We start from the raw sequence: 22,411 nt of genomic DNA on the forward strand, positions 1-22,411 counted from the left end.
CACCGGATTTGTTGCAAGGTCTGATGTCGGGTACGGGAACAGGTGGATCGGAAGGAACGAGAGGATCTGGAGGAAGAGCACGATGAGTACGATGAGCAACCGGATGACGGAGCACAAGATCATTTTGGTGAAGCGTAAAACACGTCTGGAGGAACTGATTGTCCGATATAACACGGTGCAGCAGGCCCGGTTTTTTATAGAACGGCTAGGCGCGGATTTCAGTGATTATGTGCTGGAGGATGAAAATTACCGCAGAGCAGTAGCAACGGCAGCATCGGAGCTGACGACCTTGGGGCGGGTTCAGATTGTGGAGCGGGAGCATGTGCCCAACTTTATTTTTGGTGAGCAGGATACGGTGGTGGTGGTGGGTCAGGATGGGCTGGTGGCCAACACGTTAAAGTACTTGACTGAGCAGCCGTTGATCGGTGTGAATCCAGATCCATTGCGCTGGGACGGAGTATTGCTGCCATTTACAGTATCGGATTTGCGCCGGGTTGTGCCAGATGTGTTCGTACACAAACGTCCGATCAAGGAGGTTACGCTGGCTAAGGCCCAGCTCAATGACGGTCAATCGTTGTACGCTGTGAACGATTTGTTCATCGGGCGCAAAACCCATGTTTCAGCGAGATATGAGCTGAGGCTGGAGGATCAGGTAGAGCAGCAATCCTCCAGCGGCATTATCGTTTCGACGGGGATGGGTGCGACAGGCTGGTTGACCAGCGTGCTTGCCGGGGCGGCAGGGATTGTCGGCAGCGCTACGCAGCGTCCAATTTCGCTGACTCCAGATCATCTGGTGACGGGCGCCGTCTTCCATCAAGAAGCAGTGGAAGAAGGACGGCAACGAGGCCGGAGAAGCAATGGGGGCGACCATGGCAGTGACGATGACTATAGTTATGACAACCGCGCAACATGGAGTTCGCCATCGCTATATTTTACGGTGAGAGAACCATTTCCCAGTCGGACGACTGCTACGGATCTGGTATTTGGTCAGGTGGAAGCCGAAAAACCGCTGCGGATTGCTTCGCAGATGCCGGAACATGGAGTGATTTTCAGCGATGGAGTGGAAAGCGACTTTCTGGAGTTTAATGCCGGGATTGAAGCAACTATTAGTCCAGCAGAGAAAAAGGGGCATCTGGTCGTGTAGAGGTTTGCACAGGATGGCAATGGGGAATGTTGAGTAAGGTACATCAATCAGATGAAGTCAAAAAGGAGGAATCAACATGAGCGACCATACTCAAGACGAAGCGAAAATCCGCAACAAGAAGAACGAGGACGGAGATTCCTTGATGGAGAAAAACAAGCTGGAAAACGGCGTGGATATCGAACCAGAGGCTGACGAATGGATTGCGAAGCCTTCACCCGTGTCCTACGATGATACGAAAACCTCTTCGAAGCAATAAGGCTCTTGCGTCCAAATAGAGCAAACATGCAAAGACAGATGATCCTTAATGGGGTCATCTGTCTCTTTGGCATGTATTATTGTGGAATAGGAGGATTGAAATTAGTTGAATCTGGAATATACCTTCCATACCAGCTCACGGCGGCTGCTTACACCTGTTTTCAAGAAAATCGCTTTCAGATGATCCTGCACTGTGTAGGCTGAAATATGAAGTGCGCTTGCCAGCTCTCGGGTCGAAAAGCCTTGAACAATGAGCCGGACAATCTGTCTTTCCCGCTCGGACCATGCAAACATCTCTGCCATGAGCGGCAGCATTTCAGATGCTTTAGCAGGCTCAAACCATACGGCAAGCTGTTTTTCATCTTTACTTTGCCCGCTTTGAAGAAGGGTGGCCCTGAGTGTTACCCACGGGGTTCCTGCGTCTGCGGCGGGTATACATAGTTTGGCTGGTGAAGCGGAAGCAGTGAAAGTTCCCGGAAGGGCTGTGGATAGCGCGCGAAAGCATACCGCCCGAACGGGCGCGGGAAGGCTATTTTCGTCGATGTCTTCCTGCTGCCGAAGCAACTTTAGCCACTGGTCTGCCGTTGGATTGAAGGAAATCGGCTCCAGCTTGCCAGAAAGCACCAGAACCCCTGGCTCCATATCATTTTCCATAATTATAGCGGAGTCTGGAGATAAGCCCACACTGGCCTGACGCAAATGGTAGGCTATAGACGGTGCTAAGGCTTCAAGAAGCTGCTGCTCTTCCTCACTAAATACCGGCTCTGTATGAAGGCGAAACAACGTGAGAAATCCCCAACAGCTTCCTTTGTACATTAACGGAACACGTAACTCATCCCCGAATCCGGCAGGCTGCAAAACATCCCTGTAACGTGCGCTCCGATTCGGATGACCTCCCGTAGCTTCGTTTAGAGTCGCTATGGATTGCCCCTCCCGCACCAACTGGTCGTATTTCATCACATCATTGCGCAGATATTCGTACTCTAATAGCTTGTAATGAATGCCATCCACGCCTGATTCGGTGAATGCCCCTGTGGAAAGCAGCGTATGCGGATCTATTGACGTACAACACGCCGCATCGAACGAAACCTGAGTACGTAAGCGTTCGATTAGCGTATGTTTGTAAGCTTGCGATGAAGGGGCTTTTTCTCCCAGTCGAATGATTTGCTGTCGAGCATCTTTTAGCTGTGAAAATTGTGTATATTGTGCGCTCATACATTGCTCCCATCGTGAAAAGCTGGAGTTTCGCCTAAGTGTATCGAAGTAAATCCCACATCTATGGGATGGTGGATATACGTGTGGTTGTTATAATTGAGAATAATTCTTAATTAAATCAACAATATACGAATGCTAGGGGAAGATCAAGGCTAAATGCAAGGCCAGTCGCATCTTTTTCCAGCTGTTCGATTTTGGAGGGAACTATATATGGAATATAGCAGCAGTAAGCCAAACGATCCTATGGGTGCTCATCACACAGGCAACAGCCGCCATACAAGCGCTGAACATACAAGTCCTAACCAGCCTATGAGTTGGAACGATCCGAATGTACGCAAGTACCCGGACACGATTGCTTTAAAAATACCGGGATATGCCCATCTGTATGAGATGACGGACCGCTTGATAACCGCACAGCTTGAGACTCAGGCCCGCACGCAGGACGCGGATCCGAACGTATTGATTATCGGGGCTGGCGGCGGTCAGGAGCTGATTACACTCGGAGGACAACATGCGGCATGGTCTTTTGCGGCAGTTGATCCATCTGAACGCATGCTGGATTTGGCACGTCAGCGTGTGGCGCAAGCGGGCATAAGGTCAAGAATATCTTTTGTCACAGGCACGTTGGAAGAGCTGCCCGGAGAACTACTCCAAGAACAGTCTAAGGAGCAGTCTGGACAACGGATCGAAGAATCACACGCGGAGCCGATTTATGATGCTGCCACCTGCCTGTTGGTGCTTCATTTTCTTCACAGCCTGGAGAGCAAACGGGCATTGCTGCAACAGATATCTGCTCGTCTCAAACCGGGCGCGCCTTTTTGCTTGGCCTCCATCAATGGAAATCCACAGGAGTCTGCCTTTTCCATTCAAATGCAGGCGTGGAAAAGTCATATGCTGGATCAGGGCATTCCCCTGGAGGATTGGGAGCGATTCGCTGCCTCCATTGGCCGTGAGTCAGACCCAGTGTCCAATACAGCAATACAGGAAATGCTGGTAGATGCAGGCTTTACCCATATCACCCGGTATTTTGGCGCTTTTTTAGTGAATGGGTGGTTTGCAGTTAAAGGGGGAGAAGCTACTCATGACAAAGGATAACATTATCATCATTGGCGGATATGGTCATGTCGGAAAAATTTTATGTACGGAACTAAGTGAAATGTTTCCCGGCAAGGTGTTTGCCGCAGGGCGTAGCATGGAACGTGCCGCTGAATTTAGCAAGCAATCGGGTGGTAAGGTACTGCCTTTACAGCTTAATATTCATGAGCCGATAGACCCGTCGATTTTAAAGCAGGCCAGGATCGTTATCATGTGTCTGGATCAGGAAAACACAGACCTGGTACGTGCCTGCCTTCAGCATGGGGTGCATTATATGGATATTACCGCGAATGCAGCCTTCTTGAGTCAGGTGGAGCGGTGTCATCAGGAGGCGCGAGCTTATCAGGCTACTGCCCTGCTAAGTGTAGGATTGGCCCCGGGGCTGACAAATCTGTTGGCACTGCAGGCGACGCAGCTTATGGATCGGACGGATGAGTTGAACATATCTCTGATGCTGGGCTTGGGAGACGAACACGGTCAGGCTGCCATTGAATGGACAGTGGATCAGATTCATACCGATTTGGAGGTTATGGAACAGGGCCGCCCGGTGATTCGAAAAAGCTTTAGCGACGGACGAGTGGCAGACTTCGGCGCAGGAGTGGGGCGTCACCGCGCGTATCGTTTTCCTTTTTCCGATCAGCATACACTTCCACGTACGCTCGGAATTCCTACAGTCAGCACACGTCTTTGCTTCGATTCGCGGTTGACGACCCGGCTTCTGGCAGGGCTTCGTACAACAGGGATATCGGGTTTACTCCGACAGCAATCCGTGCGTAACGCAGTGGTTCGCAGCTTTAGCAAGCTGCATCTGGGAGGGAATGCGGTGGCGGTCAAGGTAGACGCGCGAGGAACCCTCCATGGCAAGGAAACGAAAGTCGAATGCCAACTAAGGGGACATCATCAGTCCGATTTAACCGCCAAGGCAGCTGTCTTTGCAGCGCTGGCGCTATACCGTTCTGAGCTTGATCATGGTGTATTTCACATGGAGCAGTGTTTTTCGTGGAATCGTATGCGGGAATGGCTGGGGCAGCAGGTAGCCGTGGATATTCAGGTGAACGGACAGCAGGTGTAGAAGTCATATTTTTTGACCCAAGAGGGACTTATGTAATCCAAGCTTATTCGGCAACTCATTGCGGATGGGTCTTGGATTTCTTTTCCTGTTAGATTACACTAGAAAGAAGTACATATTTTTGGAAGGACCTGAGACAACTCAGATAGATTCGAATGGCATACCAAACGGATATCATCGTGTATGGGGAATGTTTACCGTAAAAGAGTCCGGTTTTGGAGTAGCTTGTGTGAATGATTGTCAGGAAGTTGAGTAACTATTCTTATTTCATGAGGAGGACATGTAGTAGCATGAAAACATACGTATTTATTTACGAAGGTTTTGTACAGTTTGAAATCATGTTGGCAACATATTTTTTAAGAACACGTGGAGAAATTATCCCTTTTGCAATTAGCAAAGATCCTGTTACTTCATACGAGGGTTTTTCAGTTCTTCCGTTGTGCTCAATAGATCAGGTGGATATGGAGAGTGTGGATCTACTGGTTATTCCAGGTGGTGACATAAGCGGAGTTGCTGCGAATAAGCATCTGCACAAATTGCTCCAGCAGTTGCATCAGAATAAAAAAGGGATCGGTGCTATTTGTGGAGGTACATTATTGTTGGGTCAGGCGGGTGTGCTGAATGGGCGCTCATTTACGACTAACGTAGTTGAAGAGATGGAGAAGCTTGGCCCTCAGGGAACATTCGTAAATACCAATGTTGTTACAGATGGACATATCGTTACAGCCAAAGCCAACGCCTATGTAGATTTTGGTATTGAATTGGGAAAGCTCATGGATATTTACGAAAACGAGCAGGATCTGGAAGAGACTATTTCATTTTTTAAGTATTTTGAACCGTTAAATTAGAACGAAGAAAGGGGGAGAAATGGCGTGAAGGTAGAACAGGATTTGGAAGACATCAAGGACAGACTGACCCAGATCGAGGCGAAGCTGGAACAAAGGTCGACTTCCGGAAGAATACTGAAAACGATGCTTATCATTTTCTTGTCTGTTTTTTTCTTGCTTTTGGTGATCGGAGTTATTCAATTTGTTTCCAACTCATCGGTATGAGGAACCGAAAGAAGGGAGTTCGTTATGTCCATAGAAGCGATCATTTTTGATCTAGATAATACGCTGATTCATCGTAAACAGGCGTTTGCGGCATATACGGAGCGTTTTGTGGAACGCTTCATTGTGGTGGAGGATCCGGCGAGCAGGTCAGCAATAGTCGAGCACATACGCCTGGCGGATCAGGATGGATATCGGGACAAAAGGGAGCTGTATACGGAGCTGCATGCAGACTTGAAACTGAAAAATCCGGATACGACGGTACAGGAAATGCTGGGCTTTTGGTATGGTGAATTTCATAAGTTTACGGTACTGATGGACGGGGCCAAGGAAGTGCTGTCTGAGCTACGGTCGCGGGGCTTGAAGCTTGGTATCATCACCAATGGTTCACTCCGCACGCAACAAGCAAAGATCAACCGCGTTATGCTGAAGGACTATTTTGATTCCATTATTGTTTCGGGAGGCGTCCGCGTGGAGAAGCCTAATCCTCGCATATTCGAGTTGTCGTTAAGTGAACTGGAGATTACAGACCCAGGCAACGTCTGGTATGTAGGCGATCATCCGACAAATGATATTCGTGGTGCCCAAAGTGCAGGCTTGCATACAATCTGGCTGGAGGGATTTATGTCGTGGCAGGAAACGGGCATTGTGCCGGATTACAGGATTGGCAGTTTGCGTGAAATCATCGGTTGGCTGGATCATGCCAGCTATTCCGGGAATATGGAGGAGGGAGCATCATGAGTAAGGAGCAGGCGAATCAGACTAGCCCTATGCTATTATCGTTCCCTGAGCAATTCCAGACAGAACGGTTGACGATTCGCGCTCCACAGTGGGGGGATGGGGCAACGGTCAATGAAGCCATTCGTGAGAGTGTGGATGAATTGCGTCCCTGGCTGCCTTTTGCGAGAAATCTTCCTACGCCAGAGGAATCAGAAATTCGCTCACGCCAAGCCAGACTTAAATTTCTGGACCGGTCTGACATGATGTTGTACGTATTTGAGACGGTATCGGGAGCTTTTGTAGCCAGCAGCGGCTTGCACCGGATCGACTGGGCTGCACGTAAATTTGAAATCGGATACTGGCTCAGAACGTCTTGCACAGGTAAAGGCATGATAACAGAGGCAGTACATGGTATCACGGATTTTGCCATACAGCATTTGGAGGCGAATCGGCTGGAGATCCGTTGTGATTCCAGAAATACGCGCAGCGCCAAGGTAGCAGAGCGGGCAGGTTTTACGCTGGAGGGCATTTTGCGGAATGTCGAGTATGATGAAGAGGGAACACTGGCCAGCCAAATGATTTTTGCCAAGGTACGCGGTATTGAATTTTAGCATCAGAACAATATATTTTGACCCGACTCAAGCCTGAGCGCGGATTTAAGTAACAGCATACGGGTCGATTTGTAAATGAAGCAGGCAAAGCGATCAAATCGATGGACAGGGATTTCAGAGGGGATACATTGTTACTACAGGAAGATAACCATATTTACAAGCTACGTTTGTACGATATTGCGGAGGCTCGTTATGATGAATTGGATCACGAAAAATACAGACAAGCTGGTGTGCATACAATATGACATCAGCAGGAATATCAGCACTCTTGCAAGCGCTAACCTAAGGGTATACTCGACGAGATTCCAGCAGCTTGGCGAAGATTTTTCAGCGTTAGGTCAGGTGATTTAGTATGGGAAGAACTCGTAAAAGCGTCGACGTCGACAGGAAGACGATTTGGAAAGTAGGTGTGGAATTTCGCTGGAAGGCCCGGGCCATGTATCTGGCTGCTGTGCTGATCGCTATCCTGTTGGGCTTGGGAAGTCGGACCTTTTCCTCCGGGTTGCCTGAATTCGTTGCCAATCATTTTGGGGATGCCTTGTGGGCGTGCATGGTTTACTTTGGGCTGAGAATGTTGTGGGTGGATCGTCGTGTATCTGTAGCGCTGTGGGGCAGCTTGTTGTTTTGTTTCGCCATCGAGTTCAGTCAGATGTATCAGGCTCCCTGGATTAACAGTATCCGGGCGACGACACTGGGCGGGCTGGTGTTGGGAAAAGGGTTCCTAACCGCCGATCTGGTTCGGTACACGGCCGGTATTGCAATATCCTGGGCGTTGGACCAAGGATATAGAAGGCTGGCAGGCATCACTACACGTATAGACGATGACGAGTCATTCGAATAATCTGAAAAGCGAGGGTTGCGCTTGAGACAAAAGGGAAAGCGTTACAGGTTGTTGGGTAAAATGATCGGATTATGCGCGGGGTTCAGCTTGTTGTTTGCGACCATAATTGTTCCGGGGCAGGCATTGGCGGATAAACAGCTCGCGGGGCCTCTTCGTTTTGATTTTGGCCCAGGTAGCGTTGCTACAGGCTACACTCAGGTCACCGCCAAGGATGCATACACGCCCGAACGGGGCTATGGATTTACCGATCTTTCCAAGGTGAAAGAAGAGGATCGTGGTGGAAATGACGCTATTCGTTCGGATTTCGTTCGTGTTCAGGGATCATCCTTTGTTGTCAACTTGCCGCCTGCGGATTATACGCTTTCCCTGATCGCCGGGGATACAGACGGAAGCACAGATATTACGGTAAAGGCCGAGTCCATCGTCAAGGTGGAGCCTACCACCAAAACAGCGGGACAATTTGTCGAGGCTACATTTGAGCTTGCGCTCATCGATGGTCAACTGGAATTGTATTTCTCGGGAAATGACCCGAAGATTAACGCGCTGGTTATTACGCCAAAAGAGACTCGAACGCAGAGTGAGCATCCTTCCGTATATCTTGCGGGGGATTCCACGGTCCAGACCTATAAAGCCTCTATGAAGCCTCAGGCTGGTTGGGGACAGATGATTGCGCCGTTCTTCACAGACGAGGCGACTTTTGTGAACCGTTCTATTGGTGGACGAAGCACGAAGACGTTCCTTGTACAAGGAAGACTGGACGATATTTTGCGGACCATCCGACCGGGTGATTATGTGCTCATCCAGTTTGGTCATAATGATGCGGCAATCAACAACCAAGAGCGTTATGTTTCCCCAGCGGATTATAAAGTCTATTTGAAAACCTACATTCAGGGAGCGACACAACGCGGGGCCACACCTGTGCTGATAACTCCTGTGGGTCGCAGGGATTATGACGCCGCAAGTGCTTCCTATCGAATCAGTTTTCCCGAATACGTGCAGGCCATGAAGGAAACGGCATCCGAGACAGGCGTTGCGCTGGTCGATCTAAGCCAGTTAAGTGTGGCATACTATAATACACTTGGTCCAGAAGGGACACTTCCGTTATTTTTACATCTGGAGCCGGGAGTATATCCTGCATTCCCTGATGGAGTGAAGGACGATACGCATTTTCAGGAGTATGGCGCGGAGCAAATAGCCCGTCTGGTAGCACAGGGTATCCGTCAATTGAATATCCCTTTATCCTCTTATGTACGGACGAATAATCCACAATAAAACGCTATTTCCATACGCATGGTATACTTAGATGATAAGCTGGTCCTACCCAAAGATGGCTCTGTTCCGGCTTGGGTAGGACCTTTACGTTCTAGGCAGAAGAAGTAGAGGACAGGAGTGAGTACCCGGCTGTAGTTCAAGTGTCCTCCATTACACATAGACATCGCATTTCCATCATCGCTTGCGTATTTTATGTGCATATGGCATGAATCGGAAAAATAAAAGCTTCATTTATCTTGAGCCTTGGGAGGAAACGCTAATGACGGTTGCCCAGTTGAACAGACTCATTGACGGTCAAATACTCTATAATCAGCATCGGAGTTTGTTTTATATGCATGAGGGGAACGCCCTGATGGGACCTTCACCGGAAATGACGTATTGGCTGACACAGAGAAGCCCGGAACTGCTCCTCATGCTCCAAAGCTTGAAGCGTCAGCATGAGTATACCGCTTTTGTCACTGGCGTAGCGGTAAAAACGCTGCACCAGTTTGTGAGCGTCAATCAGTATATTCATTTTCACTCCGATCATCTTGATGAGCTTACGCAATTGTATGATCGACTCTTCACCCGGATTCAAAAGCTGTTCCAAAACCAGGCTATGAATGAGAGCATGCTAAATTTACTGCTGCAACAGCATTACGGGCATTTAAGAGATTTTCTAATTCGTACCAACGGACGGACGATGTTTGCCAAGTATGCAGAGAGTGAGTACACCTTTTGGATACCTTGTGAGGAATACACGCCTGAATTGCAGGCAAAGCTCCTAGGATTGGACATTGCACGTTTGCAGGAGCCTGTTCTCGATATAGGCTGCGGATCAGAGGCGCGGCTGGTCGGTTATTTGCGTTCCCTTGGAATTGAGGCTTACGGGACAGATCGGTTGGCTGAAAAAGGAACAGGTGTTACTCAGGGCGATTGGCTGGAGACAACCTTCAAGGAAGGAGAATGGGGAACGATTATCTCTCATATGGCGTTCTCCAATCATTTTATACATCATCATCTGAAAGCGGATGGCCATATTCACGAATACGCCCACAAATATATGGAATTGCTAAGGGCAATCCGGCCGGGAGGAAGCTTTATTTACAGTCCGTGCCTTCCTTTTATGGAAAAGCTTTTGGATATCCAAGCTGGTTATCGAGTAGAGCATATCCAGTCATCTAAAGGTTATGAAGCTACGAAAATAACACGATTAGTTCATAATGGCTAAGGGTATTCAAAGGTAAAAAGCAGAGTATGGAGGTGGCGTAAAATGAACATAGAAACAGCGATTGCGACTGCCGCACAGGCTCACCAGGGACAGACGGACAAGGGCGGTCAGCCTTATATTTTCCACCCCATTCAGGTCATGAACCGCGTAGAGCATATGGATGAAAAAATAGTAGCCGTGCTGCATGATGTGCTGGAGGATACAGAGGTCACAGCGGATCAACTGAAAGAAGCGGGCTTTGGCAAACATATCATTGAAGCAGTGGAAGGACTCACTCGGAACGAGGGAGAGGAGTACAGCGATTTTATACGCCGAGCCAAAAACAATCCATTGTCCAGAGCAGTGAAAATAGCGGATATTCAGGAAAATATGAATCTGGATCGCATCCCTCATCCCACGGAGAAGGATACAGCACGAATAGAAAAGTATAGGCAGGCGCTACAAGAGCTTTTGAATTGAACCCATTTTAAAGAAAAGCAACTAAATTATTCATGTCTCAAGGCTACAGCATCACCACCATTCGACAAATTGCAGAGGCGGCGCAGATTGGGCGAGGATACATGAATGACATTATTTTAAATTTGGGCACACCCAAATGTTTGGCAACCCAGGTATGTATGATTGAAGAATTATCACGGAGAAAGGCGGGATTTTAGTCCTTTTATTTGTCAGAGTTCATCTTTTAATGGTAGTATAAGGATAGATATTACTCTATTTGGGATTCTATTAACAATGATTATCCTATGGATAACCGTAATTTTCAGAATAGATTAAACCATATTTTCCTAAATGCCGATATATCTGAATGAGGCGAAAACACACTGTTATTGTACCCGTCCATAAATAGGAAGTATATGATTGGGTTAGGAGAGTAGAAGAAGTGTCGGATCTGTATACGAAAAAAGAAGTAGAGGATTATGTAACGAACGTAGTTCTTGAACGGCCTTTAAGTGTAAGTATTGCAGCCATTTTACTGATTTTTAATGGAGCGCTTTTGTTGGTGACACAGCTGTTGACGCTTAATGCGTTGAATGAGGCTTCTACGCTGGTGGGGATTTGCAGGGGGATGTTTCAAGGGTTCATCGCTTTGCTCGGTTTGTCAGGGGCAACTGCGGGTGTGGGGATGCTATTTGGTAAGAAGTGGGCCTGGTGGTTGGCTGTATTTTATTTTACATATGAAACGATGCGTTATACGTGTGCGATCCTGTTAATTCCGGATGTACCTCCAATGTTGGGGGGCGTACATCTAAGTCCTGCCCTGTACTACGTAAAGTATGGTATGCGTATTGTGTGGAATTTGCTGTTTACGGTGTATATGTGTCGTAGTACGGTGAGTGGATTTTTTCAAACAAGTGGACTAAACAAGTGGAAAGCATGTATTTTATTATTTTCAATCAATGGGGTGATGGTGGGGATCGGCTGGTGGCTGATGAATTAGCATCTTCATATATAGGAAGGAGATCAATGATGAAAAAGGAAATGAAGCCTTCATTGACCAGTTAACGAAGGCTTCAGACGGTTGTTGCTCAAAAGTGGTTTTACCGAGGTTTTCTCGACGCTGTTATTTTTGTCATCCTTCGAGAAGAATATCGTGCGGATTGGTAATTTTACAAATATCCTTTTTCTCCGTAAGGCTGAAGTCGATCAAGCCAGGTCTGCTCCAGCTTGGACAGCGCATCCTTGACATCGAAGAACTCCGAATCTTTTTTCTTCAAAAGTTCCAGCACCTCAAACTCAAATGCATCTTCGCCATACTCATTCCATTCCCGTTGCAGCTGTTGGTTCTGACAAGTTCCCATTTGTAACTCAAACCGACGACCGTTCAGTGATTTTAAATTTGGTGTGCCAGCGACAAAAATTTTCCCGTTGTGTGTATTGCGAATGCAGTAGATTCCGGCCTCTGTCTTGATCTCCATATACTGCTGCACCAGTTCTTTTCTTCGGTTCATGTTGAGTTCTCCTTCGTTTTCAAATATCGTGCCTCAAGATTCCTTCAACCCATATTCACTGCCATCCGGCTTGCGATCCAGTAGACTATATTCAATCATATATCTTCGTAACGTGACATAATCGTCATACACTTCCTGTAAAATAGCATTAATATCCTTCTCATGATATGTCCGTCCTACCTCAAAACGTCGCGCAATTTCACGCAGCACGATCCATTTATGCTTTTCCTGCATTTTGAAGGTTTTCAGGCGACCGTGTGTACCCTCTGGGAAATATTTTGCCAGTACCTTTTGTCTTTCGTCTTCCGTAATGTTGTAGCGTTCATCCACCATCCGTGCCCGTACAGGCACCTCGACGATAGCGGGAGCGTGGCGGTCTTTTTCTTTTAGCAGCTCCATCAAGGTCAGAAATACCTTGGCCTGCCGTTCCTTTTCTTTGAGGCCAAAGCGATGATTGCGGATGGTGGATGCACTGCCGATTCCGGTTTCCTTTTGAATATCCGTATCGCTCATGCCTTGATAAAACAACTGGAGCAATCCATTCTGATGATCCGTCAGTCCGGTCAGCTTTTTGTCCAGGCCGATCAAATAGTCAAAGACCGAACCGTACGTCCGCTCAATATGAAGACGCATAAACCGCTCCGCGTCATAAAATACCCCCTGATCCTGATATATGATTCCTTGCTCATAGCGCTGTCCGTCCAGCAGACAAGCTACCTGCTCCCCTTGACGGATATATCCACGTTTTAGTTCCTCAATTCCAGCATTCCAAAATAGCTCGGAATGATCCATTTTAATAAACACCTCGATTAAATGACAATTATTTTATAGACAATATAACATTTTGTTTATTTAAAATCAATAGGAGAAGTGAAGGGATTGAGGGGAATGGTTATGATAGAAGATGAATTGGAAAATAAGTTATCTAATCTTATTTTGATAGTAATTCCTGCTTTGAAAGTGAAAAATATAATATTACATCTTGAATTTAATGAAATATTAAATTGCCTTGATCAGTTGAGTGAGATTTTAAAAGGCAAGCAGCTCATCTCTAAGAGTCTCGCAAATAAACTATTTCGTTTGTATACCACTGTGGAAACAGAACTAGTCTATGTAAAAGAAGGTGAAGAACCGGGTGATTTATTACCACAGTTATATATGCGAATAATGGCTGTTTTAGGGGAATTGTTTATGGATTAACTCCAAGATATAATCTATAGTCCACTTTTATTGTAAGGAAATTTAGACAAAAAGAGGTGTGATATGAAATATAGATTTGCTGTCATTGACGATGAAAGTGGGCTTACAGTTGGCTATTGTAGAGATGTGGTTGGCTTAACGGGTGAAACGTATGAAAAGGTGATTTTTGAACAATTTGTATAGGCTTCTCTAAAGAAGAACAGGCCGGGTGGCTAAACGTGACTAGGATACATTCTGCGTCTAATCATTCTCACAGGTTGGATAAACGAGGAGAAGTCTACACTTTAGACGGGGAATACATATTGGATTTTACAACATTTTTTATAGCACTGGGAGAAGCGATTAATGGACCCGGAGGGTACTACGGATTTAGTTTGGACAGTATATCAGACTGTCTCTGTGGAGGGTTTGGAGCTATGAGACCGTTCACGATCCATTGGCAAAACGCGCATTACTTTTTGGAAAGATACGAGGAAGAGTGGGGTCAAAAAGAGACGTACTATAGATTTTCACCACAGCAATATTTTATGGATCTAGTAATGATTTTGGTATCAGGTGGTGTCACCGTGAATTTTGCTTCGAAATAAGATAGGGAAGTAGGAGGGAATCTCTGAAATGGAAGATGATTTAATCATATGTGGAGAGTATACATCTAAAACCACTGAATAGGTAGGGATTGACGATGATCAATCAAACTGAATTAGAAAATCGAATAAAAAAATTGATGCATATTGTGCTTCCTCAAATGAGATCAAGAGGGGTTGTTTTGCAAAAAGAGTTCAATGAGCTGTTGGATTGTATGGAGCAGTTAACTAAGCTTTCAAAAGACCAAGAAATCATTTCAAAGAGACTTGCTTTTAACTTATTTTTCTTTTATACAAAAGTAAATATGACGTTTGAGTATTACATTACAGATGAGGAAGCGAAAGGAGACTTATTAGTACGGCTATACGAGCAAACGATGAATCTACTAAGTAGTGGCTCGTATTTGGAATTGTAACAGGGGGCATCTAGCATTTATAAGTACACATTCATCTAGCTTGTAAAGAACAAAGAGCCGTAAGCAAATTAACGGCTCTCTTCGTCGTCTTCCGGTAAGTATTCGATTAGTTCACCAGGGAGTACGCCAAGGGTTCTACAAAGTGTATTCAAGGTTGGAAAGTCAATCCGGGCGTTTGCGTTGGAGGCCAAAGCTTTAACCGTATTTCGATTAATCCCTGTAATAGAAACAATATCTTTTTGTTCCAGTCCACGATTTTTCATGATCTTATCAAGAGAAAATCTAATCACAACAATTCCTCCAAAAAGTGAAGTCCATTCTACAAATCTGAATCATCCTCTACATACTCGATTACATCTTGAACATGGCAGTCTAGAGCTTTACAAATTTTATCTAGCGTATCAAATTTCACACCGTCTGTTTCTTCGTTGTAAAGTTTGGTGATTCCGTTTCTATGTAATCCAGTCATGCGGGAAAGCTCGGCAATATTTACTCGTTTTTCGCCCATAATACGGGAAAGATGAATCTTTATCATATTTTCCTCCAGCTAAATGCATTCTATAGTGTTAAAAAGTAACATCGAAGTATTGACAATATACGCTGTTGAATATATACTGAAAACAATAAAAGTAACACTGTAATGTGCATTGAGTTTATTGGGATGTTATTTGTGAACGTTGTAGTAATATGCTTATCGTACCAAAACGTTTTACAATTAGCAATAAATTATCGTCCAGACACCTAGTTTAGAACAAACCATCTGTAGAAGAAAGGATATTAACACAAATACAATAAGTAGTAATGCTCATAACAACGTTTTAAATATTTTAATGAATTCTTTAGTCTTTAATATCATTGGATAAATGAATAGACGAATGGAGCGAGGATTTATGACAGAATCAGTAATGGGATTGGAACGGGTCTCAATGGTGCAGGGGCCGTATGATTCACCTCATATGTATGAGATATGCGAAGGGGTTCTTTATGACCATCAATACTTCTTTTACCTCGAAAATGGCATACTGTGTTTGCGCCATGTGAAGAAGGTGGAGCAATCATATCATACGCATCTTTACCTGGACGGAGAGAGCGGAGGTTTGCAACTGGCAGAGGGTGTACAAGGGGAAGTTATGCAAGTTGTCACGGAGACCATCGAACGCTTACGTGCCAAGGATGGACTGACATTTTTATTCGATGAACTGCTGTGGCTACATGGTAGGGGACCCATTGAATTAAACCTTTTCAATAAGAAGGATGAAGTGACCCCAAGTGGCAGACAACTTACTACAAAATAAATGACCCTTATGCTCTATATCATGGAACTTACCGAATAGAAAGCAGCTTATGATTTCAGTGAATGTACCAGTTGTTGACTGATGAAAATGAGCGGATTCCGAATCCATATGGTCAATTCCAGCATCGCGGCATCGGCAGAAGGACTAAAGCCCCAATCACCTCCGAATAAAATGTTTTGCTGCTGCTCTAGTATAGGTGACAGAGGTTCTTCCAAGCCATATTGTTCTTTGAGTCTCTCTTTCGTTTCATGATCTATGACAAGGTTATTCTGTGCAAAGGTATAGCAGACAGGAACGCTTAACTGTATTAAAAGAAGTAATGCTGCGGGTATTAACACTTTTTTGCTTTGCATGGTTAACTCCTATGATCTCCGTTTTTGACCTCTTACTTTTGTATCTACCAAAATGTACGTGCTGGTGGAGCATTTGAGGGGAGCTATGATGAAGCCACCTCTGCACTGGATATGGAGACAGAAGTGGCAATTCAACTTAGAACTCTTTTAATCTGCCTATAAAGATTCCTGAAGGGCGTTAGAAGAAGTGCCGTAATCAGCATAACGGGGGAGCACAATAGTGTAATATATTCCTACAATAACGGTACAGACCCCGACTAATAAAAATAAGACTTCAATTGAAATAAATGAAGGAAAGCTTACAGCAATGAAACCCAATGTAAGAGATTGGGACAGCATCATTAGCGGATTAATTAAACCTTGCACACGTCCCATCATTTGAGGATCTACAATACAAGGCAGCCATCCTCCTATGCCAATATTAATGAACGGAAGTATGAGTGCAATGACAAAGTTGATAATCATAAATACATAGAGATGATTAACAAACCCAAGAGTACACATACCAATTCCAGCTACCAGAACTCCCGCTGCAATCATTTGGTGTAGCTTTAGCTTGGCGGAGATAAGAGAAGCGATTAAGGTGCCAAGCAACACACCAGCTCCAAAAATAATACCTGTCCATACCATATACTGCTCATAGTTGCCTGGAGCTAGCTTATATTTAAGAATAAACATCGGTAAAACGCTAAATCCACCATTCAAAATACCGAACATAAAAAATCCTGAAATCAACCAAATCAATAGTTTGTTGCGTAATATGTAAAGAAACCCTTGTTTAAAGTCGTGCATGACCAGTTTGAATTTTAATTGTTTAAATTGATGTGCCCCGTTCGGAAGGCGTACTTCCTTTGGAATTTTGCAGGAACGAATGAGCAGTGCAGACACAATAAAAGAAACAGCATCAATGAGGATCGCTCCAGTAATTCCAAAATGCCAGTAAATGACGGCCCCCAGAGTTCCTCCAAACAACATGAACAGACTCCCCATCATTTGATTGAGGCCTGCTGCAATGGTGTAGTCCTCTTTGTTTAATATTCCCTGTATAATGGCACTTTCGGCTGGGAAAAAAAATTTAGAAGCAGCACTACGGATGAAGAGGCAGCCAAATATCAAAGGAATCGAATCAACCCAAACAAAAATAAGCAAGCATAAAGATAAAAAAGCGCTGATCCAGTCACAATTAACAGCAATTTTTTGTCGGTCCATTCGATCTGCCAGCACTCCAACCACGAGGAATACTGCCAGCATCGGGAGCGAATACATTAACTCGGCAAGCGTTGCATAGTATGGCTGATTCGTAAACCGTTTCAACAAATAAAACATGAATGCAGTAACCCCAATAATTCCTCCCATTTGTGAGGCGAACGTTGCCAGGAAAAGCCTGACATAATTCTTGTTTCTGAGTACTTGTTTTAATCCAGTCACAGTTCCATCCCTTTCGCTTTCAAAGCGGTTTTTAGATGCCTATTTAAAATCATAGTGAAAAGTAGGAATTTTGTACAGAAAAGTGACTTTAATGTCATATTAAAATGTGAGTTTGCATCGTATCGGACCATCTGTCTTTTAAAAAACTCTGCTGTAAAAGGAATCATATGGGTTGGGCTGGGGAGTTGTTTTTAAACTCGTTTGGCGTAGCATGAGGCGCAACATAAACTAAATAACCAGCCGTCGGTTGATATCCGACGACTGGCTGGTTAACTTGCCAGGTGTTTGATTCCTGACTCACAAATGGGGGCAGTCTCTCATCTAAATCCTCGCCATTCGTAGCAATCACTTTTTTATACCAGTCGAAGCTTTTCTTCTTTTTGCGGCTAAGGGTTCCGTGGCCTTCGTCGTTCTGTTCTTCGTTAATCCCCATCAGTATAGCTGCGATTGTGGCTACAACGAATGCGATGACCATACCGCCAAATGCATACCAGAACGTCGGTCCAATCAGGGCAGGCAGCCCCTGAATCCCACCGTTGCCCGCCAGTACATAGGCATTTGCACCAAAGGCAAGGGAGAAGCCGCCACCTGCGGCACTACCGATCATACCTGCTACAAAAGGGCGTTTATATCTCATATTAACCCCATACATAGCAGGCTCGGTGACACCCATAAGTGCTGTCAGGCTTGTAGAAAATGCTACAGATTTCAGCTTCTTATCTTTGGCACGGAAGAATACCCCCATGGTTGCTCCTGCCTGACCCATATTGGAGATGTACGTTAACGGCAGAAACTTGTCGAAACCCAGTTTTGCCAAATTGCCGATTATGACTGGGACGAGTGCATAGTGCATGCCTGTCATAACGATCAACGCCATAGCTCCACCCAAAATAATACCTGCGAACAAGCCGCCTTCGGAAATCAGCCAATTAATACCTCCTGACAATCCATTACCGATTAGAGTACCCAGCGGTCCAATAGCGATCAATGTAACCGGAACGACAATGAGCATCGTAATCAATGGGACAAGCAAAAGCTTAAAAGAAGAAGGAATGATACGGTCTACGCCTTTTTCGATATAAGACATCAGCCAAATGGCCAGAAGTATAGGGATAACGGAGGACGCATAGGTAACGGCAGTAACCGGAATACCGATAAAAGAAACAGCTTGACCACTCGATAATAACGTTCCCATGTCCGAGTACATGAGTGCTGCACTGACGGCAACGGCGACATAAGGGTTGCAACCGAATTTTCGGGCAGCACTCACAGCAATAAGCAACGGCAGAAAATAAAAGACTCCGTCTCCGATCGCTGAGATAATTCGATACGTATCCGTGCCCGCTGTAAGCCAGCCCACGGATGCGAGCAAAGCAATCAAACCTTTGAGCAAACCTGCACCCGCAATGGCAGGCAAAATAGGAGCAAATACACCTGCAATGAACTCAAATAATCTGGAGATAACATTTTGTTTCTTTTTTTCAGAAGGTTTTTTTCGCTGGAGTCACTCTTTAAAAAAGGATATAGCAGCGCCATGGCATTGAATACTGTGGCTACTTCATTGCCGATAATGACCTGAAATTGATCACCAGATATATTTGTGCCCATAACCTTGTCCAGCTTCTTTAATTCATCCAGATTTACCTTGTCGTTATCCTTGAGATCGAAGCGCAAGCGTGTAACACAATGGTATAAAGAGTTAATATTGTCTTTTCCGCCAACGTAATCCACAATTTTTTTGGCAGTTTCCTGCTGATCCATCTTGAATTCCCCCATTTTTAGGAAAAAAAATACCCGAATGAGCAGACCCACGTATCGTGAGCCTTTTCATTCAGGTTTTGCCTGATTTAACAGTGACAAGCCTTAAAATATTTATTTTCTTTTGATGAGACGCTCCAAATGCAGTGTCAGGTACAACTGCTCAGAATGCGTCATGGTATACTCGTAATTCTTTTGAATAAATCTTTCGATTTTACCAATGCATTTAAAAGTGTCTGCATAATTTTTCTTCACGACTTCATACAAATATTCTTCTGCATCATCATGGCTCGAATGCGTAATAACGCGCTGGCAGAAATATTTGAGGTGTGTAATAAAACGGAAGTAATTCACGCTGTCCTCATCAAATTCCACATTAAAATGATATTTAATAATGTTCATGATCTCCTGAAGCAACTGCATCATATGAGTGACATCATTCATCGAATCATTAATTTCAGCATTCACGAAATGAAGGGCAATATTGCAAATCTCTTCCTTAGGGAATTCAATACCCAAACGTTCGCGCAAAAGCGTCAACGATTCTTTGGCAGCGTCATACTCAGCCTTATAAAAATGCTGAATCTCCCATGACAGTGGATTGCGTACAATCATGTCATGCTCCATACGCTGTATGGCAAAATGAATATCACCGTACTGACGATATTATTGTTAAAATTTTTTTTAATTATCACATCGAATCACCCATTTTGAGGAATAAAAAAAAGGCAAAACTACAACAGAAATAAACATCATCATTTCCGTTGTGGTTTTGCCCGCATTACCGGTAACAAACCTCACGGATAAGTTATGATGATCTGAAAACGTTGTCAACTTTTTTGTGATTAGAAATGACCCCCCTTTCGTTGACAGAGATCCGTTGTTTGAGCTATTTGATCAACGCGAGATTTTTAGAAAATAAAATGGAAGGCATATGACAACTTGAATAGATTACTCTAAGTCTCTTTACAGGATTTTATGGTCATCTTATAATGGAAAATAACAGCATCGGTTTACATACAATGGTTATATCGGGGTATGGCGCAGTCAGGTAGCGCGCGCCCTTGGGGTGGGCGAGGTCGTGGGTTCGAATCCCGCTACTCCGATTCTATCCAAAATGTCCTGCTGACGCAGATTTTGCGCCTGCCGGATATTTTTTTGTCTATTGGATCTTTCCAGCGGTTGGAAGCCTGTTCATTAATGAGTATTTACAGAAATGGGGAAAAGCATGCTACGTCGTTTTTTGGAATATTATCGACCGTATCGGTCTTTGTTTCTTTTGGATTTTTCGTGCGCGGTCTTTGCTGCATTGCTGGAGCTAGGGTTTCCGCTCGCCGTGAATTATGTGGTGGACGACTTATTGCCGCAAAATAACTTAGGGCTGATTCTGTGGGCCTGTGCGGGCTTGCTGGCGATCTATGCGGTTAACACGGTGATGCAGTACATTATTAACTATTGGGGTCATATGCTGGGCGTTAATATTGAAACGGCGATGCGGCGGAAGTTGTTTGAGCATATGCAAAAAATGTCCTTCCGATTTTTTGATAACAACAAGACAGGCAGTCTGATGTCACGGATTACGAATGATTTGATGGAGATTGGCGAAATGGCCCATCACGGGCCGGAGGACTTGTTCATTGCGATTATGACGCTGATTGGGGCATTTGTGCTGATGAGCTCGATTCACTGGAAGCTCGCGCTGCTGATTTTTGCAGTGATTCCGGTGCTGATCTGGTTGTCCATTTATTTTAACAAAAAGATGACCAAGGCCTTCGACACGATGTATACGAGCATGGGAGATTTTAATGCCCGCGTGGAAAATACGATTGGCGGTATCCGTGTAGTGCAAGCCTTTGGTAACGAGCAATTTGAAAAGGTGCGCTTTGACAAGGACAACAACCGTTTTCGGGGTGCAAAGCTGATGGCTTATAAAATCATGTCCAACGGACTGTCGATGAGCTATATGCTGACCCGCATGGTTACGCTGTTTGTGCTGATTTTTGGAGCATATTATGTCATTCGTGGAGAATTGTCGTATGGACAGTTTATCGGATTTATTTTGCTGTCTAATGTATTTTTCCGTCCGATAGATAAAATCAATGCAATTATCGAAAGCTATCCGAAAGGCATTGCAGGCTTCAAGCGCTATACAGATCTGCTGGATACCAACCCGGATGTGGCAGATGCACCGGATGCACGTGCAGTGGAGCATTTGAGAGGAGATATTCGCTATAGCGATGTTTCCTTTGGATATGAAGGCAAGGACAAGGTACTCAAAGGAATTGATCTCAACATCCAGGCTGGAGAAACGGTTGCTTTTGTAGGTCCATCAGGGGCGGGGAAAACAACGATTTGCAGCTTGCTTCCCCGTTTTTACGATGTGGAGGGTGGTGCGATTACCATTGATGGTATGGATATCCGCAGTATGACGCTAATTTCACTACGCCGACAGATTGGAATTGTGCAGCAGGATGTGTTCCTGTTCTCTGGCACTATTCGCGAAAATATCGGGTATGGCAAGCTGGATGCCGTGGAAGATGAAATATGGGAGGCTGCGCGGCGTGCGCAGCTGCATGATTTTATCCGTTCTCAGCCAGAAGGAATGGATACGGTGATCGGTGAAAGGGGTGTGAAGCTGTCTGGAGGTCAAAAGCAGCGGCTGGCGATTGCACGGATGTTTTTGAAAAATCCGCCGATTCTCATTTTGGATGAAGCGACTTCAGCGCTGGATACGGAGACTGAGGCTGCGATTCAGCAATCGCTGGCAGAACTGTCTGCTGGACGGACGACACTGGTCATTGCTCACCGACTGGCGACGATCAAAAATGCCAACCGTATTATCGTAGTGACGGAAAAAGGCATTACCGAGCAGGGAAGACATGAAGAGCTGGTTGCGGCGGGTGGAGTGTACAGTCGTCTGCACACTGCCCAATTCGGTTCCTGATAC

Annotated in this window: 27 protein-coding genes, 1 tRNA gene and 2 pseudogenes; 21 read left to right on the forward strand and 9 right to left on the reverse strand. The window is 45.2% G+C overall.

Translation table 11 applies throughout. From position 1 onward, the window contains the following. The first annotated feature begins 91 nt into the window (after positions 1–91). Together C1I60_RS13405 and C1I60_RS13410 are read left to right on the forward strand one after the other, a co-directional pair. Positions 92–1,144 (forward strand): diacylglycerol kinase catalytic domain-containing protein, encoded by a 1,053-nt coding sequence (locus C1I60_RS13405; protein WP_137062276.1) that lies wholly within the window; start codon positions 92–94, stop codon positions 1,142–1,144. Positions 1,145–1,220: 76 nt separating this feature from the next. Next, positions 1,221–1,400 (forward strand): hypothetical protein, encoded by a 180-nt coding sequence (locus C1I60_RS13410; protein WP_014280513.1) that lies wholly within the window; start codon positions 1,221–1,223, stop codon positions 1,398–1,400. Positions 1,401–1,501: 101 nt separating this feature from the next. Here C1I60_RS13410 and C1I60_RS13415 read toward each other — a convergent pair whose 3' ends face one another. After that, positions 1,502–2,614, reverse strand: coding sequence for a LuxR C-terminal-related transcriptional regulator (locus tag C1I60_RS13415; protein ID WP_137062145.1), 1,113 nt, complete (start codon positions 2,612–2,614; stop codon positions 1,502–1,504). Between the two features lie 309 nt (positions 2,615–2,923). Between C1I60_RS13415 and C1I60_RS13420 the strand changes: the two genes are divergently transcribed. From C1I60_RS13420 to C1I60_RS13475, 13 genes and pseudogenes are all read left to right on the forward strand, one after another. Continuing rightward, a complete protein-coding gene (locus C1I60_RS13420) occupies positions 2,924–3,709 on the forward strand; it encodes a class I SAM-dependent methyltransferase (RefSeq protein WP_170970809.1) in 786 nt (261 codons plus the stop codon). After that, the gene (locus tag C1I60_RS13425; protein WP_137062146.1) at positions 3,696–4,781 is read left to right on the forward strand and encodes a saccharopine dehydrogenase family protein; all 1,086 of its coding nucleotides are present in this window, start codon (positions 3,696–3,698) and stop codon (positions 4,779–4,781) included. Before C1I60_RS13420 ends, C1I60_RS13425 begins: the two co-directional genes overlap by 14 nt. A gap of 287 nt (positions 4,782–5,068) precedes the next feature. Next, positions 5,069–5,626, forward strand: coding sequence for a DJ-1/PfpI family protein (locus tag C1I60_RS13430; protein ID WP_137062147.1), 558 nt, complete (start codon positions 5,069–5,071; stop codon positions 5,624–5,626). A 24-nt stretch (positions 5,627–5,650) separates the two neighbouring features. Beyond that, complete coding sequence (locus tag C1I60_RS13435) at positions 5,651–5,830, forward strand: hypothetical protein (RefSeq protein WP_137062148.1); 180 nt, start codon at positions 5,651–5,653, stop codon at positions 5,828–5,830. Positions 5,831–5,854: 24 nt separating this feature from the next. Beyond that, positions 5,855–6,568: an HAD family hydrolase gene (locus C1I60_RS13440; protein ID WP_137062149.1), complete on the forward strand. Its 714-nt coding sequence runs from the start codon at positions 5,855–5,857 to the stop codon at positions 6,566–6,568. Next, positions 6,565–7,158, forward strand: a complete 594-nt coding sequence (locus C1I60_RS13445) for a GNAT family N-acetyltransferase (RefSeq protein WP_137062150.1) — start codon at positions 6,565–6,567, stop codon at positions 7,156–7,158. The genes C1I60_RS13440 and C1I60_RS13445 overlap by 4 nt, the downstream gene beginning before the upstream one ends. Positions 7,159–7,353: 195 nt before the next feature. Then, positions 7,354–7,509 (forward strand): hypothetical protein, encoded by a 156-nt coding sequence (locus C1I60_RS24490; RefSeq protein ID WP_212734470.1) that lies wholly within the window; start codon positions 7,354–7,356, stop codon positions 7,507–7,509. Position 7,510: 1 nt separating this feature from the next. After that, a complete protein-coding gene (locus tag C1I60_RS13450) occupies positions 7,511–7,999 on the forward strand; it encodes a ribosomal maturation YjgA family protein (protein ID WP_137062151.1) in 489 nt (162 codons plus the stop codon). 60 nt (positions 8,000–8,059) lie between these two features. Further along, the gene (locus tag C1I60_RS13455; RefSeq protein ID WP_137062278.1) at positions 8,060–9,271 is read left to right on the forward strand and encodes a rhamnogalacturonan acetylesterase; all 1,212 of its coding nucleotides are present in this window, start codon (positions 8,060–8,062) and stop codon (positions 9,269–9,271) included. Between the two features lie 205 nt (positions 9,272–9,476). Further along, on the forward strand, positions 9,477–10,481 hold the full coding sequence (locus tag C1I60_RS13460; RefSeq protein ID WP_252361701.1) for a class I SAM-dependent methyltransferase: 1,005 nt from the start codon (positions 9,477–9,479) through the stop codon (positions 10,479–10,481). Between the two features lie 42 nt (positions 10,482–10,523). Next, complete coding sequence (locus C1I60_RS13465) at positions 10,524–10,940, forward strand: HD domain-containing protein (RefSeq protein ID WP_137062153.1); 417 nt, start codon at positions 10,524–10,526, stop codon at positions 10,938–10,940. Positions 10,941–10,966: 26 nt separating this feature from the next. Further along, a pseudogene (locus C1I60_RS26330) lies at positions 10,967–11,137 on the forward strand (hypothetical protein); the annotation flags it as partial. Positions 11,138–11,361: 224 nt separating this feature from the next. Next, positions 11,362–11,919 carry a hypothetical protein gene (locus tag C1I60_RS13475; protein ID WP_137062155.1) on the forward strand — a complete coding sequence of 186 codons (558 nt, stop codon included), beginning with the start codon at positions 11,362–11,364 and terminating at the stop codon, positions 11,917–11,919. A 169-nt stretch (positions 11,920–12,088) separates the two neighbouring features. On the opposite strand, the gene C1I60_RS13480 is transcribed toward C1I60_RS13475, so the two are convergent. After that, entirely contained in the window at positions 12,089–12,430 is a 342-nt protein-coding gene (locus C1I60_RS13480; protein ID WP_137062156.1) for a GIY-YIG nuclease family protein, read from the reverse strand. A 33-nt stretch (positions 12,431–12,463) separates the two neighbouring features. Further along, the gene (locus tag C1I60_RS13485) at positions 12,464–13,222 is read right to left on the reverse strand and encodes a DUF2087 domain-containing protein (protein WP_137062157.1); all 759 of its coding nucleotides are present in this window, start codon (positions 13,220–13,222) and stop codon (positions 12,464–12,466) included. Positions 13,223–13,324: 102 nt separating this feature from the next. On the opposite strand from C1I60_RS13485, the gene C1I60_RS13490 reads away from it, so the two are divergent. From C1I60_RS13490 to C1I60_RS13500, 3 genes are all read left to right on the forward strand, one after another. Then, complete coding sequence (locus C1I60_RS13490) at positions 13,325–13,630, forward strand: hypothetical protein (RefSeq protein ID WP_137062158.1); 306 nt, start codon at positions 13,325–13,327, stop codon at positions 13,628–13,630. Positions 13,631–13,887: 257 nt separating this feature from the next. Further along, positions 13,888–14,217: a barstar family protein gene (locus C1I60_RS25615; protein ID WP_252361702.1), complete on the forward strand. Its 330-nt coding sequence runs from the start codon at positions 13,888–13,890 to the stop codon at positions 14,215–14,217. Positions 14,218–14,312: 95 nt separating this feature from the next. Next, positions 14,313–14,630: a hypothetical protein gene (locus C1I60_RS13500; protein ID WP_137062159.1), complete on the forward strand. Its 318-nt coding sequence runs from the start codon at positions 14,313–14,315 to the stop codon at positions 14,628–14,630. A 68-nt stretch (positions 14,631–14,698) separates the two neighbouring features. On the opposite strand, the gene C1I60_RS13505 is transcribed toward C1I60_RS13500, so the two are convergent. Further along, a complete protein-coding gene (locus C1I60_RS13505) occupies positions 14,699–14,893 on the reverse strand; it encodes a helix-turn-helix domain-containing protein (RefSeq protein ID WP_252361703.1) in 195 nt (64 codons plus the stop codon). Between the two features lie 56 nt (positions 14,894–14,949). Beyond that, positions 14,950–15,165 carry a helix-turn-helix domain-containing protein gene (locus C1I60_RS13510; protein WP_137062161.1) on the reverse strand — a complete coding sequence of 72 codons (216 nt, stop codon included), beginning with the start codon at positions 15,163–15,165 and terminating at the stop codon, positions 14,950–14,952. A gap of 355 nt (positions 15,166–15,520) precedes the next feature. Here C1I60_RS13510 and C1I60_RS13515 point away from each other — a divergent pair, with 355 nt between their 5' ends. Beyond that, entirely contained in the window at positions 15,521–15,925 is a 405-nt protein-coding gene (locus tag C1I60_RS13515) for a hypothetical protein (RefSeq protein ID WP_137062162.1), read from the forward strand. Between the two features lie 47 nt (positions 15,926–15,972). On the opposite strand, the gene C1I60_RS13520 is transcribed toward C1I60_RS13515, so the two are convergent. From C1I60_RS13520 to C1I60_RS13535, 4 genes and pseudogenes are all read right to left on the reverse strand, one after another. Beyond that, positions 15,973–16,278, reverse strand: a complete 306-nt coding sequence (locus C1I60_RS13520) for a hypothetical protein (protein ID WP_137062163.1) — start codon at positions 16,276–16,278, stop codon at positions 15,973–15,975. A gap of 156 nt (positions 16,279–16,434) precedes the next feature. Then, a complete protein-coding gene (locus C1I60_RS13525) occupies positions 16,435–17,706 on the reverse strand; it encodes an MFS transporter (protein ID WP_137062164.1) in 1,272 nt (423 codons plus the stop codon). Positions 17,707–18,121: 415 nt separating this feature from the next. Further along, positions 18,122–19,467, reverse strand: a pseudogene (locus tag C1I60_RS13530) (PTS transporter subunit EIIC); the annotation flags it as partial. A gap of 111 nt (positions 19,468–19,578) precedes the next feature. Then, positions 19,579–20,112, reverse strand: coding sequence for a PRD domain-containing protein (locus C1I60_RS13535; protein ID WP_491844694.1), 534 nt, complete (start codon positions 20,110–20,112; stop codon positions 19,579–19,581). A gap of 384 nt (positions 20,113–20,496) precedes the next feature. Here C1I60_RS13535 and C1I60_RS13540 point away from each other — a divergent pair. Then, positions 20,497–20,570 (forward strand) — tRNA-Pro (locus tag C1I60_RS13540). A 122-nt stretch (positions 20,571–20,692) separates the two neighbouring features. Continuing rightward, on the forward strand, positions 20,693–22,408 hold the full coding sequence (locus tag C1I60_RS13545; RefSeq protein ID WP_137062165.1) for an ABC transporter ATP-binding protein: 1,716 nt from the start codon (positions 20,693–20,695) through the stop codon (positions 22,406–22,408). The last annotated feature ends 3 nt before the right edge of the window (positions 22,409–22,411 follow it).

Source organism: Paenibacillus terrae (assembly GCF_005217525.1).
Classification (GTDB): Bacteria; Bacillota; Bacilli; order Paenibacillales; family Paenibacillaceae; genus Paenibacillus; species Paenibacillus terrae_C.